12 protein-coding genes are annotated in these 15,416 nt (G+C 64.3%); all 12 read left to right on the forward strand.

The window, feature by feature from the left end; genetic code table 11:
- The first annotated feature begins 4 nt into the window (after nt 1-4).
- The 12 genes from N5P29_RS08595 (at nt 5) to N5P29_RS08650 (ending at nt 15,396) form a co-directional block, all read left to right on the forward strand.
- A complete protein-coding gene (locus N5P29_RS08595; protein WP_262278166.1) occupies nt 5-1,801 on the forward strand; it encodes a peptidoglycan D,D-transpeptidase FtsI family protein in 1,797 nt (598 codons plus the stop codon).
- Nucleotides 1,802-1,902: 101 nt separating this feature from the next.
- Nucleotides 1,903-3,540: a UDP-N-acetylmuramoyl-L-alanyl-D-glutamate--2,6-diaminopimelate ligase gene (locus N5P29_RS08600; protein ID WP_262278167.1), complete on the forward strand. Its 1,638-nt coding sequence runs from the start codon at nt 1,903-1,905 to the stop codon at nt 3,538-3,540.
- 6 nt (nt 3,541-3,546) lie between these two features.
- The gene (gene murF, locus N5P29_RS08605; RefSeq protein ID WP_262278168.1) at nt 3,547-5,037 is read left to right on the forward strand and encodes a UDP-N-acetylmuramoyl-tripeptide--D-alanyl-D-alanine ligase; all 1,491 of its coding nucleotides are present in this window, start codon (nt 3,547-3,549) and stop codon (nt 5,035-5,037) included.
- The gene (gene mraY / locus N5P29_RS08610) at nt 5,034-6,143 is read left to right on the forward strand and encodes a phospho-N-acetylmuramoyl-pentapeptide-transferase (RefSeq protein WP_144662576.1); all 1,110 of its coding nucleotides are present in this window, start codon (nt 5,034-5,036) and stop codon (nt 6,141-6,143) included. The genes murF and mraY overlap by 4 nt, the downstream gene beginning before the upstream one ends.
- Entirely contained in the window at nt 6,125-7,714 is a 1,590-nt protein-coding gene (murD, locus tag N5P29_RS08615; protein WP_262278169.1) for a UDP-N-acetylmuramoyl-L-alanine--D-glutamate ligase, read from the forward strand. The genes mraY and murD overlap by 19 nt, the downstream gene beginning before the upstream one ends.
- Nucleotides 7,715-7,716: 2 nt before the next feature.
- Nucleotides 7,717-9,018: a putative lipid II flippase FtsW gene (gene ftsW / locus N5P29_RS08620; protein ID WP_262278170.1), complete on the forward strand. Its 1,302-nt coding sequence runs from the start codon at nt 7,717-7,719 to the stop codon at nt 9,016-9,018.
- Nucleotides 9,019-9,024: 6 nt separating this feature from the next.
- Nucleotides 9,025-10,143 carry an undecaprenyldiphospho-muramoylpentapeptide beta-N-acetylglucosaminyltransferase gene (gene murG, locus N5P29_RS08625; protein WP_262278171.1) on the forward strand — a complete coding sequence of 373 codons (1,119 nt, stop codon included), beginning with the start codon at nt 9,025-9,027 and terminating at the stop codon, nt 10,141-10,143.
- The gene (murC, locus tag N5P29_RS08630; RefSeq protein ID WP_262278172.1) at nt 10,140-11,510 is read left to right on the forward strand and encodes a UDP-N-acetylmuramate--L-alanine ligase; all 1,371 of its coding nucleotides are present in this window, start codon (nt 10,140-10,142) and stop codon (nt 11,508-11,510) included. The genes murG and murC overlap by 4 nt, the downstream gene beginning before the upstream one ends.
- Nucleotides 11,503-12,462, forward strand: a complete 960-nt coding sequence (locus tag N5P29_RS08635; protein WP_262278173.1) for a cell division protein FtsQ/DivIB — start codon at nt 11,503-11,505, stop codon at nt 12,460-12,462. Before murC ends, N5P29_RS08635 begins: the two co-directional genes overlap by 8 nt.
- A gap of 219 nt (nt 12,463-12,681) precedes the next feature.
- A complete protein-coding gene (ftsZ, locus tag N5P29_RS08640) occupies nt 12,682-13,899 on the forward strand; it encodes a cell division protein FtsZ (RefSeq protein ID WP_144662570.1) in 1,218 nt (405 codons plus the stop codon).
- 26 nt (nt 13,900-13,925) lie between these two features.
- A complete protein-coding gene (locus N5P29_RS08645; protein ID WP_262278174.1) occupies nt 13,926-14,639 on the forward strand; it encodes a purine nucleoside phosphorylase YfiH/LACC1 family protein in 714 nt (237 codons plus the stop codon).
- A complete protein-coding gene (locus tag N5P29_RS08650; RefSeq protein ID WP_262278175.1) occupies nt 14,632-15,396 on the forward strand; it encodes a YggS family pyridoxal phosphate-dependent enzyme in 765 nt (254 codons plus the stop codon). The genes N5P29_RS08645 and N5P29_RS08650 overlap by 8 nt, the downstream gene beginning before the upstream one ends.
- Nucleotides 15,397-15,416: the final 20 nt, after the last annotated feature.

Raw genomic sequence — 15,416 nt, forward strand, 5'->3', positions numbered from 1 at the left:
AAACGTGGCTCAGAACCCCGGCACATCGAAAAAAACGAAGACGCCGGTGGCACGTAGGCGGCTGCGCGTTGGGCTCGGCATCATGTTGAGCCTGCTGCTGGTAGTCGGTGGCAAGTTGTTCATGGTGCAGGGCCTGGACATGGGCGGCATGGCTGAGGCTGCTCTCGCCAAACGGCTGACCCCCCAGGTCCTCCCGGCCGAGCGCGGCCAGATCCTGGACGCGAACGGCACGGTCCTGGCAAGCAGCGTCATCCGGTACAACATCGTGGTGGACCAGACGGTCAACACCAACACCGCGACATTCCACCGGTACAACGAGAAAACGGAAAAGCTCGACGAAATCACCAGGGACCAGGGAATCTCGGATCTTGCCACGCTTCTGGGAACCGACGTTGCCAAGGTTCGCGAGTCCCTCACGGGGGATAAGCGGTACTTCGTCGTGGCCAAGGACATCAAGCCTGAGCTGGAAGACCGTATCACCAAGCTGTACATCCCCGGGCTCAGGGCCGAAGGCATCAGCAAGCGTGTGTACCCGAACGGCAGCGTGGCCGGCGGTGTGGTTGGCTTCCTGAAGGATGGCACCACGGGCCAGGCCGGTATTGAGCAAACCCAGGACGAAGTTCTTCGCGGCACTGAAGGCAAGCGTGTTTTCGAGATCGGCGCAGACGGCCTGCGCATCCCAGTGGCCACTGACGAGCTGACGCCGGCCGTCGATGGCAGCGACGTCAAGTTGACCATCAATACGGACATCCAATACTTCGCGCAACAGGCCATCCAGAGCCAGGTCAACAAGATGAACGCCGAGTGGGGTTCCATCGTCGTAATGGACGTCAAGACCGGCAACCTCATCGCGCTGGCAGATACCAATGCCCCGGACCCCAATGACCCCGGCAAGGTCGATGCGAAGGACCGCGGCGTGCGTTCGGTGACCGCCGCCTACGAGCCCGGCTCGGTGCAGAAAATGATCACGGCCGCAGCGGCCATCGAGGAAGGCAAGTCCTTCCCGCTGGACCACTTCACCATCCCGCCGGCCTACACCATTGACGGCCAGACATTCACGGACGCTTTCGAGCACGGTACCGAGGAACGCACGCTTGCGGGAATCCTGGGCTGGTCCATGAACACCGGCACGGTGATGGTCGGAAGCCGCTTGAGCAAAGAGCAGCGCTATGACTGGCTCAAGAAATTCGGCATCGGTGAGAAGCCGGATATCGGTCTGCCCGGCGAAGCAACGGGTATCCTCGCCACGCCCGACCAGTGGGATGAACGCCAGCAGTACACGGTGCTGTTCGGACAAGGAGTCTCGCAGTCGACGCTCCAGACCGTCCGGGCCTTCCAAAGCATCGCCAACAACGGTGTGATGCTGCAGCCCCGTTTGATTGACGGGTATATCACTCCTGACGGCCAGGAGCAGAAAGCCCCTGCCAAGGATTCCCGCCAGGTGGTCTCCAAGGAGACAGCCCAGCAGGTTCGCGACATCCTTGAAAGCGCGGTGACCGAGGGGCAGATCAAGGACGCCGCCATCGACGGTTACCGCGTCGGGGCCAAGACTGGTACCTCGCAGGCACCCCGGGAGGACGGATTGCCCGGATTCGACGGCTACACGGCATCGATGGTGGGTATGGCTCCCATGGACGACCCCAGGTTCATCGTGGAAGTAGTCCTGCAGCGCCCCAAGGGAAATATCTACGGAATCACCAACGGACCGGTATTCCGCTCGGTGATGTCACAGGTCCTGCGGACCAACAACGTGGCACCTTCCACAGGGACTCCCGCGCGGCTGCCCCAGTTCGTCAAGTAAGCTTTTTGGGCGTCTGTTTCGGGCACCATTCGATCCACAACTACGGCCCGGGCGCCGCTGGCCCCCGGCCGGTCGTTCCACGAGCACCAACGGAGAACCACGTGTCAGAGCACAACGAGCCAGCTTCCAATACCGCGACGCCGGACGCCGGAAGGTCGGGCTTCCGTCCTGCCTCCGTGGCGGCGGTGCCCCTGGCCGCCATAGCCGGTGCGCTGGGTGTAACCGCTCCGGACGGCAGCCAGGACATCGGCGTCACGGGCATCACCTTGAACTCCCGCGCAGTGGAAGCGGGCGACCTCTACCTGGCACTGCCGGGCGCGACACGCCACGGTGCCGACTTCGTTCCACAGGCCATCGACGCCGGTGCCGTCGCCGTGGTGACGGACGACTCCGGTGCGCGCCAGCTTGCGCTGGCAACCGAACAACCCGTCCCGGTCATCATCGTCGGGGAGCCGCGCGCCGCCGTCGGGCCCCTGGCCGCGCTGATCTACCGCAGCCAACCGTCGGACGCAGCCTTCCCGCCGCTCTTCGGTGTCACCGGAACCAACGGGAAGACCACCACCACCTACTTCATCAACTCGCTTTTGCGCGCCTTGGGTCGGCGTCCCGGATTGATCGGGACCATTGAGATCGTGGCCGGGGGAGAGCCCATTCCAAGCCTGCTGACCACGCCTGAGTCCACTGACGTTCACGCGCTCCTTGCCTTGATGCGTGAGCGCGGGCTGGATGCTGCCTCCATGGAGGTGTCCTCGCACGCGATCTCATACCGCCGGGTGGATGCGGTCATGTTCGAAGTCGCCGGATTCACCAACCTCACCCAGGACCACCTGGACCTCCACGGCAGCATGGAGGAGTATTTCAATACCAAGGCCCGGCTTTTTACTCCCGGCCGCGCACGCCGCGCTGTCGTGACCGTGGACGACGAATGGGGCCGCAGGCTTGCCGGACAGGCCGACATCCCGGTGACTACCCTTGCGGCCGCCAACGCCGCGGCTGACGCCGACTGGCACGTGTCTTCTGTCAACCCGCGCGGTCTCGGATCGGAATTCGAACTCAAGCACAGGGACGGCCGGAGCTTGCGGGTCCACACGGGCTTGCCGGGGGACTTCAACGTGGCCAACGCCGCGTTGGCCACCATCATGGTCCTTGAGTCCGGCGTGGAGGAAGCTCTACTCCAGGAAGCCCTTGATGCCCATGATCCCTTCACCGTAGCGGTTCCAGGGCGCATGCAGCTGGTCTCCACCGAACCTGCATCCGTGGTTGATTTTGCCCACAATCCAGACGCCCTGGCCCGTGCCCTGACGGCCGTCCGATCGCCTGAGCCTGGTTCGCGGGTCATCGTTGTCTTCGGTGCGACCGGACAACGAGACCAGGGCAAGAGGCCCACCATGGGAGCCATTGCCGCCCGGCTCGCGGACGTGGTCATCATCAGCGATGACGACCCCCACGACGAGGACGCAGCGGCGATCCGCGCGGAAGTCCTGGCGGGCGCCTACGCGGCCCGCGAGGAAGAAAACCTGGATTGCGAAATCGTCGAATCCTACCCGCGCGACGCTGCCATCCGTCGTGCCGTGGAGGCAGCGACGACAAAGGACACCATCCTCATTGCAGGACGTGGCCACGAGGTCTGGCAGGAAGTGAAGGGCGTGAACCTTGCCCTGGACGACAGGGTGGAGCTGAAGGCTGCCTTGACATCCAGGGGATTCAGCGTTTCATCGGACCAGCGGATAGAGTCCTAAACCGAGATGATTGCATTTACTGCGGCGGAGATCGCCGACATCACCCATGGCCGCTTGACCGGAGATCCGGGCATCGTGCCCTCCTCTGTGGTCACTGACTCACGGGAGGCCACGCCCGGCTCGCTGTATGTGGCAAAGCCCGGCGAGCACGCCGACGGCCACAGCTTCGTCGACGCCGCTTTCGCCCGTGGCGCCGTCCTCGCACTGGCCGAACGCGAAGTGGCCGACTCCAACGGCAACCCGTATCCCGCCGTCGTGGTGGATGACGCCGTCCTGGCCATGGGCGCCCTGGCCGCTGAAGCCGTACGCCGTATCCGGGCTGAGCGCGAACAGCGCGGCGAGAAGTTCACGGTGGTTGGCATTACCGGTTCTGCCGGAAAGACCACCACCAAGGACCTCCTGGCCGGAGTTCTGTCCACGGCCGGGGCCACAGTGGCTCCGCAGGGCTCCTACAACGGCGAGGTCGGCGTCCCGCTGACAGTTTTCGCAGCTGACGCCCGGACGCGCTTCCTGGTCATCGAAATGGGTGCCACGGGCCTGGGGCACATCAAGTACCTGGCCGGCATGGTCAAACCCGACATCGGGGTGGTCCTGATGGTTGGTACGGCGCACGCCGGCGAGTTCGGTGGCGTGGAGAACATCGCCAAAACCAAGGGTGAGCTGGTCGAAGCCCTCAGCGAAAACGGCACGGCTGTGCTCAATCTTGACGACGGCCGGGTCGCTGCGATGCGCTCACGAACCAACGCCAAGGTGCTGGGATTCTCGGCCCAGCCGGCAACCAGCGAAGAGGTCGAGGCCCGCAACGTGGTGGTGGACGCCGACGGCTGTCCCGCCTTTGATCTCGTGCTTCCCGACGGCGGACCGTCCGTACCTGTCCACAGCCGCCTTATCGGCGCGCACCATGTGACGAACCTGCTGGCAGCCGCTGCCGCTGCGTTCGCTGCGGGCATTCCTGCCGCAGACATCGCCGCGTCCTTGAGCTCACAGCAGGCTGCGAGCAGGTGGCGGATGGAACGGACCGAACGCGAGGACGGCGTCACCATCATCAACGACGCCTACAACGCCAACCCTGAATCCATGCGCGCGGCACTGCGCACCCTGGCGGACATTGGACAGGGCCGCAGGACCTGGGCTGTCCTCGGAGCCATGCTTGAGCTGGGAGACGATTCCATCCGCGAGCACACCGCGGTGGGCACGCAGGTAGTGCGGCTGAACATCTCCCGCCTGGTGGTTGTTGGGCGTGAAGCACGTGCCCTGTACGTTTCGGCGATCCAGGAAGGCTCCTGGGGTGATGAATGCTCCTTCACCGAAACCGTGGAAGAAGCATACGAGCTCCTGCAGAACGAACTCAGGCCGGGCGACCTCGTGTTGTTCAAGTCCTCCAACGGGGTCGGACTGAGGCACTTGGGTGATCGGATAGCATTACCTCCACGGGCCGAGCCCACCGGAGAAAGCGCGGCAGAACCTGCCGCAAGCGAAGGGAACGAGCTGCTGTGATTGCACTTTTGATCGGCGCCGGCGTCGCCCTTCTGGTGGCCCTGATTGGCACACCCCTGTTCATCAGGTTCCTGGTAGCCAAAAGTTACGGTCAATTCATCCGTGATGATGGGCCCACCTCACACCACACCAAGCGCGGCACCCCCACCATGGGTGGAACCGTCGTGGTGGCGGCAGTGCTCATCAGCTACTTCGTGACCCACCTGATCATGTGGATGATGAATCCACGGTCAGCCGGACCTTCGGCGTCCGGGCTGCTGCTGTTGTTCCTCATGGTCGGCATGGGCTTCGTCGGGTTCCTGGATGACTACATCAAGATCTCCAACAAACGCAGCCTGGGCCTGAACGCCCGAGCCAAGCTCATCCTGCAGGCCGCTGTCGGCATCATTTTCGCCGTGCTGGTCCTGCAGTTCCCCAACGAGGACGGACTTCGTCCCGCCTCAACGCAGATTTCGCTGGTCCGGGACATCCCCTGGCTGGACCTCGCGTTCGGCGGGACTGTCCTGGGTGCCATCTTGTTCATCGTGTGGTCCAACCTGATCATCACGGCGGCCACCAATGGCGTAAACCTTACTGATGGCCTGGACGGCCTGGCCGCCGGAGCCTCCATCATGGTCTTCGGCGCATACACGATCATGGGCATCTGGCAGAACAACCAGGCCTGCGGCTCTCCCCGGGAATTCGGCAGCGGCTGTTACCAAGTACGTGACCCCATGGACCTCGCCCTGCTCGCCGCGATCCTCAGCGCCGCCCTCGTGGGATTCCTCTGGTGGAATACTTCACCGGCCAAGATCTTCATGGGAGACACCGGCTCGCTGGCCATCGGCGGAGCAGTGGCAGCCTTCGCCATCCTCTCCCGCACTGAGTTGCTGCTGGCCTTCATTGGCGGCCTGTTTGTCCTCATAACCCTCTCGGTCATCATCCAAGTCGGTTTCTTCAAGCTCTCCGGCGGCAAGCGGGTCTTCAAGATGGCCCCGCTCCAGCACCACTTCGAACTCAAGGGCTGGGCGGAAGTCACCGTGGTGGTCCGGTTCTGGATCCTCGCCGGGCTTTTCGTGGCCGCGGGCCTGGGAATCTTCTACGCTGAATGGGTGGTGCTGCTGTGAACGAAAGCTCCGAGACAACGACTTCCACCTCCGACCGTCTCAAGGACCTCACCAGCTGGGATGCCGACTGGAGCGGGCTGCGGGTTGTCGTGACAGGCATCGGCCTGTCCGGCTTCTCTGCCGCGGACACACTGATCGAGCTTGGAGCCAAGGTGGTGGTGGTGGACGCCGCAACCACCGACAAAGCCAAGGCCCAGGCGGACACCCTGAAGATCGTGGGTGCCGTCGATGTCCTCCTCGGGGAAGATGCCGTCAACGCACTTCCCCTGATCGATGACGCGCTGCCTGACCTGGTGGTGACCTCGCCCGGCTGGCGCCCGGACCAAGCCCTGCTCGCGGCAGCCAAGCGTAAGCACATTCCTGTTTGGGGCGACGTCGAACTGGCCTGGCGCCTGCGCGTCCGTGAAGGACGCAAGACGACCGAGTGGCTGGCAATCACCGGAACCAACGGCAAGACCACCACAGTGGGAATGACCGAATCCATGCTGCAGGCCGCCGGTTTGAAGGCAATCGCGGTGGGGAACGTGGGAACGCCGATCCTGGACGCGCTCCGGGACCCTGTTGACTACGATGTTTTCGCCGTGGAGCTGTCCAGCTTCCAGCTGCACTGGAGCCACTCCCTGTCACCGGTGGCAAGCGTATGCCTCAACGTCGCCGAGGACCACGTGGACTGGCATGGTTCCTATGCGTCCTATCTGGCCGACAAGGCCAAGGTGTATGAGAACACCCAAAAGGCCGCGATCTACAATGCCGAGCAGATCGAAACAGAACGCATGGTGGAGAATGCGGACGTCGTGGAGGGCTGCCGTGCCATCGGCTTCACCACCAACACTCCGGCCATCAGCATGGTGGGCGTGGTGGAAGGCCTCCTCGTGGACCGCGCCTTCATCGCCGAGCGCAAGGACTCCGCGGCAGAGCTCGCGGCCATGGCAGACCTGGGTCCGGTCGCCCCACGCCACATGGTGGCCAATGCACTGGCAGCTGCAGCACTGGTCAGGGCCTACGGTGTTGAACCATCAGCTGTGAAGCAGGGCCTCGTGAACTACCTGCCCGGCGCCCACCGCATCCAGTTGGTGGCAAAGCACAACGACATCCTGTGGATCAACGACTCCAAGGCGACCAATCCGCACGCTGCCTCGGCGGCCCTTTCGGCCTTCCAGAACGTGGTCTGGATTGCCGGAGGCTTGTCCAAGGGCGTCAACTATGACGATCTGGTCAAGGAACACGCACCCCGGCTCAAGGCCGTGGTCCTCATCGGAACGGACACCGGCCAGCTTGAGGCCTCGCTCCAGCGACACGCGCCGGATGTCCCCGTGATATCCCAAGCCAAGGGTGACACTGAGAGTGTGCAGACCGCAGCCGGTAACGCAGCTTCGCCAATTTTCGGCGAGACCGTCATGGCCCAGGCTGTGGCGTCCGCGGCGGGCGTAGCCACCTCCGGTGATACCGTCCTCATGGCGCCGGCGGCTGCATCCATGGATCAGTTCTCTTCCTACGCTCACCGTGGCGACGCATTCGTCCAGGCAGTTCGCGAGCTTGTGGAAGGGCAGGCACAGACCACCGAGGAGTAACAATGGTCAGCACGCCCACCCGCACCCGCGGCAAAGAGCCAGGGGACGGGAAGAACAAGGCCACGCCCCCGGGCAGCAGGCAGCCCAAAGGACTCCGCAGGCACTGGCGCAGCTTCTGGGAAAGCCTTGAAGGCAAAAGCAAGGCTCCCAACAGCTCCACGTACTACCTCATTTTGGGTTGTGCCCTGGCCCTGACGGCCATTGGCATCATGATGGTACTGTCCGCTTCGAGCGTCGAGGCCATTTCCGAAGGAAAATCGCCCTACGCCGACGCCATGAAGCAGGCCGCGTTCGGTGTCGTTGGACTCATCGCGATGTACATCATTTCGCGGACCAACGTGGACTGGATGAAGAAGTTGTCCTGGTGGGCCCTGGGCGCAGTGGTGGTGCTGCTGGCCTTGGTGCAGGTCATGGGCAACAGCGTCAACGGAAACAAGAACTGGATCGACCTCGGGGGCATCACCCTCCAGCCCTCCGAAATGTCCAAACTTGTTCTCTGCGTCTGGATTGCCGCGGTACTTGCCCGCAAACAGAAGCTCCTTAACCGCTGGATGCATGTCATCATCCCGGTGGTCCCGGGAGCTGGCCTGGTCATCGGTTTGGTGATGCTCGGCAACGACCTCGGAACTGTCATTGTCATTGCGGCCATCGCAGCCGCCGGCCTCTACTTCGCCGGGGTTCCCGGACGGATGCTGGGCATCGCGGGCATCGTCGGCGTGGTCGGGGCCATCCTTGCCACAGTCAGCAGTTCCAACCGCATGTGCCGCATTACGTCCTGGCTGGGTACGGCATCGGCATCGTGCACCGAACAGTTCGACTTCGACTTCCAGTCAACCAACGGCATGTACGGCCTGGCCCAGGGGAGTTGGACGGGCCTGGGACTGGGCCAGAGCCGGCAGAAGTACAACTGGCTCCCCGAAGCCCACAACGACTTCATCTTTGCCATCATCGGCGAGGAACTGGGACTGGTGGGAACCATCGTGGTCCTCGTGCTCTTCGCCATCCTGGGCATCGCGATCTTCCGGGTGGTTGTCCGCCAGACCGATCCCTTCCAGCGGACCCTCGCCGGCGGAATCATGGTGTGGCTGCTGGGCCAGGCGAGCATGAACATGGCTGTGGTCACGCAGTTGCTTCCCGTCGTGGGAGTGCCGTTGCCCTTCATCTCCTATGGCGGTTCGGCACTGATCATGTCCTTGTGTGGTGTGGGCGTAGTGTTGTCCTTGGCCCGCGGCCAGCTGCCACCCCAGCAACGTCCACGATTCCTGCCGCGCCGTTCACCCAAACCCGCACGAAAGCGTACCTAGTACTTCATGACTTCTGATTCCCACGCGTCCAAGCCAATATCGGTCGTCCTTGCAGGCGGAGGAACGGCCGGGCACATCAGCCCGTTGCTGGCCATTGCTGATGCCATCAGGGAAAAGCGGCCTGATGCGTCCATCCTGACTGTAGGAACGCCGTCGGGAATGGAAAACAGGCTGATCCCCGCAGCCGGGTACCGACTGGCTACCATCGACAGGGTTCCCTTCCCGCGCCGGCCATCGGTCGACCTGTTCAAACTTCCGGGGCGCCTCGCCGGAGCCGTCAAGCAAGCAACGGGCATCCTCGAGGATTCCCAGGCGGACGTCCTGGTGGGCGTGGGTGGTTATGTGTGCACGCCCATGTACCTCGCGGCCCGGCGACTCGGTATTCCGATCGTCGTCCACGAGGCCAACATGAAGGCAGGGCTTGCCAACCGCGTCGGTGCCAGGTTCAGCCGCCACGTCGCCGTGGCGTTCGCAGGCACACGCCTGAAGGGCGCCCGCCACGTGGGCATGCCGATGCGGCGCGCCATCTCCACGCTCGACCGGGGCTCGGCCGCTCCGGCTGCCAAGGCGCTGCTCGGCCTGGACCCTGACCGTCCGGCCTTGATCGTGACCGGCGGATCGTCCGGCGCACTCAGCATCAACCGGGCGATCGCTGCCGCTCTGCCTGCCTTCGCCGCAGCCGGCATCCAGACTCTCCACATCACCGGCGTCGGTAAAGCTGTCAGGAACGACGACGACGGCGGCCTGCTGGCCGGTGACGGCTACCGCCAGGTTGAGTATGTGGACGGGATGGAGAACGTCTACGCTGCCGCTGATGTTCTGCTGGCCCGCGCCGGGGCGGGTACCGTCAGCGAGGTCGCTGCGGTAGGCGTTCCTGCGGTCTTCGTGCCCTTGCCGATTGGCAACGGGGAGCAGGCCTTGAACGCAGCCCCACTGGTGGAAGCCGGCGGCGCGCTGCTCGTCGAAGACCAGGACCTGGGCCCGCAGTGGCTGGAGCAGGAGCTGATTCCCCTGCTCTCGGACCGGAGCCGGTTGGACGACATGGCCCGCAAGTCCGAAGCCCTTGGTATACGAAACGCAGATCAGCGCATGGCTGATCTTGTCCTGGAAGCGGTATCCGCATGACCACCAGCATTGCCCCCCTCGATAACCTCGGCCGGGTCCACTTCATTGGCATCGGCGGCGTAGGCATGTCCGCCGTCGCACGGATCATGGTGGCCCGTGGGGTCCCGGTGAGCGGCAGCGACGCAAAGGACCTTCCAGTAATGCGGGACCTCGAAGCAGCCGGCGCACGCATCGCCGTTGGATACGATGCCGCCAATCTTGGCGATGCCCAGACGGTGGTTGCAGGCTCGGCCATCCGGGCCGATAATCCGGAACTCGTGGCGGCACGCAGTGCTGGATTGCCTGTCCTCCACCGTTCCGAAGGCCTGGCCGCCACCATGGCCGGCCACCGGGTGGTCACCGTCGCAGGCACGCACGGGAAGTCCACCACCACGTCCATGATTGCCGTGCTCCTGAAGGAAGCGGGCCTGGATCCCTCCTTCGCGATCGGGGCGAATGTTCCCTCACTGGGCGTCAACGCAGCCCACGGTTCCTCGGACATCTTCGTGGCCGAAGCCGACGAATCCGACGGCTCCTTCCTGAACTACCAGCCGCTGATCTCGGTAGTGACGAACGTCGAAGCCGACCACCTGGACCACTACGGGACACCCGAAGCCGTCTTTGCGTCCTTCGACGCTTTCGCCGCGCTGCTGCCCGCACAGGGGCTCCTGCTCGCCTGCGCCGACGACCCGGGCGCGCTTGCCCTCGCCCAACGCACCGCTGCGGCCGGAACTACCCGTGTCCGCACCTATGGCACATCGGGCGAAGCTGACATCAAGCTCCACGACGGCGGACCGGGAGAGGTGTCGGTGGGGGTTGGCGATGACGTCCACCGCCTCGACCTCAAAGTACCGGGACGCCACAATGCGCTGAACGCGGCAGCGGCCTTCGCCGTCGCCCTTGAACTTGGGGTAGCTCCAGCTGCTGCCGCGTCAGCGTTGGGTCACTTCACCGGGGCCTCGCGGAGGTTCGAACTGAAGGGACAGGGGAGCGGGGTCCGTGTTTACGACGATTACGCCCACCATCCCACGGAGGTCCGGGCTGCCCTTTCGGCGGCACGCTCGGTCGCGGGGGAGCACAAAGTGCACGTTCTCTTCCAGCCGCACCTGTTTTCCCGGACCCGCGAATTCGCCGGCGAATTTGCCTCCGCATTGGATGCCGCGGACACGGCCCTGGTCCTGGATATCTACCCTGCCCGGGAGGACCCCATCCCAGGGGTTACCAGCACGTTGATCACCGAGCAGTTGTCCACGGGCCGCCTTGTCGCATCCGCTGAGGCCGTGGACGCCATCGTGGCTGCCGCCGGCGAGGGTGACGTGGTGCTGACCGTGGGAGCCGGCGATGTCACGGCATACGGGCCCATGATCGTGGAGGCGCTGGGTGGCTAGCACCCGGAAGCCAACATTCAAGCCGGCCGGTAGCCCGGGCGGCCACGATGCCCGTCCTCCCAGGACGGGCGGTGGTGAGGCCGGCGGCGTCATCAGCGCGCAGCGGGACCTCAAACCCGAGGCCGCATCACCCGGCATAACACCGGGCAAGTCCGCCGGCAAACCTTCGGGGAAGGGAACCGGTTCGAAACCGGCCGCGAAAGCGTCCACGTCCTCCGGGCCATCCGGGGACAACGTCATCGCCTTTCCGGAGCCCAAGCGCCGGCGCCACCGGCGTGTCATGTGGTGGACCATTTCAGTGGTGACCGCACTTGTGGCCGTACTGATCGCCGGGGCAATCTTTTCCCCGGTGCTGGCAGTACGGTCCATCACTGTTGACGGCACCACGTTGCTGACGCCCGACGCCGTGCAGAAGGCGTTGTCACCCCTTGACGGAAAGCCCCTGCCGCAGGTCAGCGAACAGGAGATCAACGAGCTCCTCAAACCGCTGGTGCAGGTCCGCTCGGCGACTATGGAGGCACGGCCACCTTCAGGGCTCCTGGTGCACGTCAACGAGCGTGTCCCGGTGGCCCTGCTCAAACAGGGTGACTCCTACATCATGGTCGATGTCGACGGAGTTCAGCTCGGGGCTACAAAGGATCTTTCGGCCGTGGCGCTCCCTCTCATCGACGCGGGCGCAGCGTCCACCAACACGGAGTTGTTCAAGGCCATCGCCGCGGTCCTGGACACCTTGCCGGCCGACGTCCGGGCCAGGATGTCCACAGCGTCCGCTGCCTCGCCCGATGCGGTAGAACTCAAACTGGTGGACGGAAAGACGGTAGTGTGGGGCAATGCCGAGGACAGGGAGCTGAAGGCGAAGGCACTGGAAGCGTTGCTGAAGATGCCGGCCGATCCCAAGGTTCCCGTCAGCGTCTATGACGTCAGCGTTCCCCGGCATCCATTCACCAAATAAACAGCTTCGACAAAGTGACGCTGCAGGCGCCGGTAGCCTTAAATCGCGACATTCACACGACACGCGCAAGCGGTCATTGCATGTGCGAACCATAGGAAATACCGTCGCAGTAGAGTTACTTGACATAACTATAACCTTCAACTAGAGGGTTAAGGTCCAAGGATTCACACGTTGGACTCGACCAGTTTCGCTATAGGACACAAGCAAGGGGCACGAAACGTGGCAGCACCGCAGAATTACCTGGCCGTCATCAAGGTCGTCGGCATCGGCGGCGGTGGCGTGAACGCAGTCAACCGCATGATCGAGGTCGGCCTTCGGGGAGTCGAGTTCATCGCCATCAATACTGACGCGCAGGCGCTGCTTATGAGCGACGCCGACGTCAAGCTTGACGTCGGCCGCGAGCTGACGCGCGGCCTTGGCGCCGGCGCCAACCCCGAGGTTGGCAAGCAGGCCGCAGAGGACCACGCTGACGAGATCGAAGAAGTTCTCCGTGGCGCTGACATGGTCTTCGTTACCGCTGGAGAAGGCGGTGGCACCGGCACCGGTGGCGCTCCCGTGGTTGCGCGCATCGCGCGCTCCCTCGGTGCGCTCACCATTGGCGTGGTGACCCGTCCGTTCACGTTCGAGGGCCGTCGTCGCGCAGGTTCCGCCGAGGCAGGCATCGACGCGCTCCGCGATGAAGTCGACACCCTGATCGTCATCCCCAACGACCGCCTCCTGTCCATCAGCGACCGCAACGTCTCCGTCCTGGACGCCTTCCGCTCAGCGGACCAGGTGCTCCTTTCCGGTGTCCAGGGCATCACCGACCTCATCACCACGCCGGGCCTGATCAACCTGGACTTCGCCGACGTCAAGTCCGTCATGCAGGGCGCCGGTTCAGCGCTGATGGGTATCGGCTCCGCCCGGGGCGAAGACCGCGCCGTCAAGGCAGCGGAACTCGCCATTGCCTCCCCGCTCCTGGAAGCCTCCATTGATGGCGCCCACGGTGTGCTGCTCTCCATCCAGGGTGGCTCGGACCTTGGCCTCTTCGAAATCAACGAAGCAGCCCGCCTTGTCCAGGAAGTCGCCCACCCCGAAGCCAACATCATCTTCGGTGCCGTCATCGACGATGCCCTCGGTGACGAAGCACGCGTCACCGTCATCGCCGCAGGGTTCGACGACGTCAAGGCCACCTCGCCGTCGATGGACCAGTCCCGTCCCGCCCAGAACCCCGTTCCGGCCGACCGACCGGCAGCGCCGTCCAGTGCGCCGTCGAACGCCGCTCCGCAGCACGCCACGGCAGGTATCGGTGCCTCCGGACTGAGCAACTGGGGCCAGCAGCGTCCCTCCGCCTTGCCCGCCGACTCGGGCTTCGACGTCGATCTTCCCGCTGTGGTTGAACCGGACCTTTCGGGCAGCCGCTCGGACGACCTCGACGTTCCTGACTTCCTGAAGTAAGCCGCGTCCGGAAGAGTCAGTACTTGGTGTTTTTGTGGCGAGCTGAAGTCCGGCCCGGCGTCTCTGTAGCCTTCACGGATACGGGCGCCGGGAACCTGGCCCTCCATGTGGGGGATAAGCCCGATAACGTGAACCTCCGGCGTGTCCGGCTGGAAGAAGCAGCGGGCCTGGGCTCCAGGAAGTTTCAATTCATGGACCAGGTACATGGCAATCACGTCGAGTTCATCGCCTCCCACGGCGCCGGGCCGACTGCCGACGCCATGGTCTCTGCGGCAGTCATTCCCGACGGCTCGCCCCAGCCGTTGGCGGTGATGGTGGCTGACTGTGTGCCGGTGGTCCTGGTGGGGACTGATTCCAGCGACAACCCGGTCATTGCCGTTGCCCACGCCGGACGTCCGGGAGTCGCATCGGGAATAGTGACCTCCACGGTTGCCGGCATGCGCAGCCGCGGGGCCTTGGACATCCGTGCCTGGGTGGGCCCCTCCATCTGCGGAGCCTGCTACGAAGTTCCGGAACAGCTCCGCTCCGAAGTTGCCGCCAAAGTGCCCGCTACGTGGTCCTCCACGTCCTGGGGCACGCCCTCCCTGGACTTGCCGGCCGGAGTGCGCGCCCAATTGGACAAGGCCGGTGTGGCGGTGGAGTACCTGGGGGAGTGCACCTTGGAGAGTGATTCCCTGTTTTCCTACCGCCGGGACGCGCGCACTGGCCGCTTTGCAGGATTGGTGTGGACGCATGGCTGAGCCCGGCAACAACGAGGCCCGACTGGCCGGTACTTCCGGGGAGGCGGACACCCGCTCCGCGCAACTGACGCAGCGCCTTGCCGTCGTCAAGCACCGGATTGAGGCAGCCACTGCAGCCGCCGGCCGGACGGATGCTCCCCGGTTGATCGTCGTCACCAAGTTCCATCCCGCCGACGACGTCCGCAGGCTCTCCGCCTTGGGGATCACCGATGTCGGTGAAAACCGCGACCAGGAAGCCGCGGCGAAGGCCGCCGAACTTGCCGGGATGGACCTTCGCTGGCATTTCATCGGACAGCTGCAAAGCAACAAGGCAAAGTCCGTGGCCAAGTATGCGTCCTCCGTCCAGTCGATCGACAGGCTCCAGCTGGTTGATGCGTTGGCTAAAGCCATCGCACGGGAGCAGGACGCCACCGGCAGGAATGATCTCGATTGCTTCATCCAGGTCAGCCTGGATGACGACGCCGGTGCGCACCGTGGCGGTGCCGCCCCGGAGGCCGTGGGGGAACTTGCCGAACGGATTGAGTCTGCTGCCGGCCTGCGGTTGTCCGGCCTGATGGCGGTTGCCCCGCTGGGCGCCGATCCGGAGGAAGCTTTCGCCAGACTGGCAGGCATTTCCGAGGCCCTGCGTGGTGACCACCCTGACGCAACGGGCATTTCCGCAGGCATGAGCCAGGACCTGGAGGCCGCCGTGAAGTTCGGGGCGACACACCTGAGAATTGGCTCCGATATTCTCGGTTCCCGTCCGGCCGTGGGGTAGCGTCAAAGTATTGGAATGAC

Origin of the sequence: Paenarthrobacter sp. JL.01a, assembly GCF_025452095.1 — a bacterium.
In the GTDB taxonomy this organism is placed as follows: domain Bacteria; phylum Actinomycetota; class Actinomycetes; order Actinomycetales; family Micrococcaceae; genus Arthrobacter.

Bases quoted from the DNA above. Each gene is read 5' to 3' on its own strand.
- murF (WP_262278168.1), top strand. From the start codon at position 3,547: ATGATTGCATTTACTGCGGCGGAGATCGCCGACATCACCCATGGCCGC.
- murD (WP_262278169.1), top strand. From the start codon at position 6,125: ATGGGTGGTGCTGCTGTGAACGAAAGCTCCGAGACAACGACTTCCACC.
- ftsW (WP_262278170.1), top strand. From the start codon at position 7,717: ATGGTCAGCACGCCCACCCGCACCCGCGGCAAAGAGCCAGGGGACGGG.
- murG (WP_262278171.1), top strand. From the start codon at position 9,025: ATGACTTCTGATTCCCACGCGTCCAAGCCAATATCGGTCGTCCTTGCA.
- murC (WP_262278172.1), top strand. From the start codon at position 10,140: ATGACCACCAGCATTGCCCCCCTCGATAACCTCGGCCGGGTCCACTTC.
- N5P29_RS08650 (WP_262278175.1), top strand. From the start codon at position 14,632: ATGGCTGAGCCCGGCAACAACGAGGCCCGACTGGCCGGTACTTCCGGG.